2 protein-coding genes are annotated in these 2,632 nt (G+C 67.7%); both read right to left on the bottom strand.

Features of this window, described 5'->3' with window-relative positions; genetic code table 11:
* The coding region (locus HUK84_RS14630; protein WP_176640941.1) for an FAD-dependent oxidoreductase at positions 1–1,221 on the bottom strand (1,221 nt) is incomplete at its 3' end.
* A gap of 26 nt (positions 1,222–1,247) precedes the next feature.
* On the bottom strand, positions 1,248–2,632 hold a 1,385-nt coding region (locus HUK84_RS14625), incomplete at its 5' end, for an alginate export family protein (RefSeq protein ID WP_176640940.1).

Genomic DNA, 2,632 nt, shown 5'->3' with positions numbered 1-2,632 from the left:
CGCGCCCTCGCCGCGCGGCAGGATCAGCGCGGCGGGATCGGCCGGCGGCCTGATGGCGTTCTGCACATATTGCAAGATCGTGTCGTAATAGGAATTGTCGCCCACCAGCACCGCGCCGGTCACCCGCATGCCGTCGGCCGACAGCACCAGCCGGCGATACGATCCCTCGGCCTCGCCGATGAAGCGATAGCTGCTCGAACCTTCTTCCGCCCCGTGCGCATCGCCGATCGACCCGACATCGACGCCCAGCAGCTTCAGCTTGGTGGACATGTCCGCGCCGGCAAAGGCCGCGTCCTCGCCGGCCAGCACGGCGGCGGCGGTGCGCGCCATCGTATAGCCGGGGGCCACCAGCCCGAAGACCCGGTCCCGCCAAGCCGCACATTCGCCCACCGCGAAGATATGCGGGTCGGAGGTGCGGCACTGGTCGTCGACGGCGATGCCGCCCCGGCTGCCGATCGCCAGCCCGCACTCCCGCGCCAGCCGGTCCTGCGGGCGGATCCCGGCGGAAAACACCACCAGGTCGGTTTCCAGCCATGTCCCGTCGGAAAAGTTCAGGCGATGGCGAAGGGTTTCACCGGCCGCGATCTCGCTTGTAGCATGGGCGGTCCGCACCGCGATCCCCAGCGATTCGATCCGCCGGCGCAGGGCGCGGCCGCCCTCGTCGTCCAGTTGCACGGGCATCAGCCGCGGGGCGAATTCCACCACGCAGACCTCCAGCCCCAGCGCCTTGACCGCGTTGGCCGCTTCCAGCCCCAGCAGCCCGCCGCCGATGACCACGCCGTGGCGCGCGCCCTGTGCGGCGGCGCGGATCGTGTCCAGATCGTCCAGCGTGCGATAGACCAGGCCGGCGGTACCGCTGTTGCCGGGCACCGGCGGCACGAAAGGCGTCGATCCCGTCGCAATAATTAGCGATTCATAGGCAAAGCTGCCGCCATCGGTCTCGATGGTCCTGGCCGCGCGGTCGATGCGGTTGACCATCGCGCCCAGATGCAGCGTCATGCCATGCGCGTCGTGGAAATCCTCCTCGTGCAGCCGCAGCGCCAGCGCGTCCCGCCCGGTCATGTAGTCGGTCAGATGCACCCGGTCATAGGCATGGTGCAGTTCGGCGCCGAAGACGTGGATCCGATGCGTCTCGTGCAATCCCTGGGTCACAAGCTGCTCGGCGCAATAATGCCCGACCATGCCGTTGCCGATGACGATGATGTTGTTTTGGCTGCTCATGATTCTCTGCTCCCGGCCCATCCCGATCAGAATGTGAAATCCATCGTCTGCATGTAGAACGCGCCGTCCCGCGCCCCGGCCCTGTGCATGCCCTGCGACGCCGCGAAGCCCGCGATGTCGTGGGTCCATGTCCAGTGCGGCGCGAAACGCCACGCCAGTTGCGCCTGCGGGATGGCGCCGATGAAGCCGCCGGACAAATTGTTCCGCCAGCCATAGATCCGCCCCGTGCCATAGACCGCGTCCTGCGTGCTGGCGCGCCAGAACAGCGGAACATGCAGCCTGAAATGCACTGTCCTGCTCAAGGATAGATCGGAAACGGGTCCGACGCCGACCAGATTCTGCGATGTCAGAGACAGGGTGACGTCATTGTAATAGGGCAGCGGGAAATAGGGCGTGGCGAACGTGCCCACGGCACCGTCCCGGCTGCGATACGAACCGCCGGAAAACAGATCGGCCTGCACCCCCAGCGCCGGCCTGGCCGGCAGGTCCGGACGGCTGTACAGCACCGACCCGTTGACCGCATAGGCCCGCACCGGCCGGGTCGGCCCCGCATTCTTCGCCGGCCTGAACTGGCCCCCCTGGAACACGCCGGTCAAATCCAGCTTGACCGGGCCGGCATTGCCCCACAGGCGCAGCCCGACATTGTCGCGCCGCGTCGATCCCGCTTCGGCCCCGCCCGGCGTGGCGGTGGGAATGGCGGCAGGCGCGCCCCCGTACAGATAGCCGATGAAGAACAGATCGGCGAAAATCTGGCTCTTGCGGCCCAGCAGGGTAAAGCCCGGCAGCGCGGCCGAGCCATAGGCGCCGTACATCCGCGCATTATAGTTCGTGCCGTCCGAAAACGCGCCGACCGGCAGCTTGTCGGTCTGCATGAAATCGAACAAATCGAGGCGGAAGCGCGTCCAGACCGCATAGCCGCGAAACCCGTCCCAGCTCTGCTGGACATTGGGCAGGTCGCGCGCCGACTGCATCGAAACCGGCGCGTCCAGGAACACCTGCCGCCCGCCGATCACCCCGGTGCGGGCCCCCAGCATCGTGCCCGTCACCTCCAGGATACCCTGCTGCAGGTCCGGCCGCTCGCGCTGCGTCCCGGTCTGGTAGCCGTATGAGTTCGATCCCCCCGCCACGCCGTACAGGAATTCGGCATAGGCCCGGACATGCGCGCCCAGATGCAGGTCGGCGCCATATTGGCTGCGCAGCAGCACGCGGCTGGCGTCGGTCTTGCCCGCCATGCCGATCAGAGGCCGGTTCTCGAAGACATAGCGCAGCCGTTCCTCGCCGCTCAGCGTCAGCCAGATATCGCCCTTGTCGGTCAGCGGGATGTATTTCAGCCGGTTGAACCAGTCCCGGCGGCGCTGCGCGGGCGGCGCCGCGGCCCGGTCGCGCCAGTCCTCGGCCCAGCGGACCTGGC

It is taken from the genome of Nguyenibacter vanlangensis (assembly GCF_013376155.1).
GTDB classification, from domain to species: domain Bacteria; phylum Pseudomonadota; class Alphaproteobacteria; order Acetobacterales; family Acetobacteraceae; genus Gluconacetobacter; species Gluconacetobacter vanlangensis.
The sequence above is the reverse complement of the archived record's forward strand: the minus strand, read 5'-3'. Positions and strand labels throughout refer to the sequence as shown.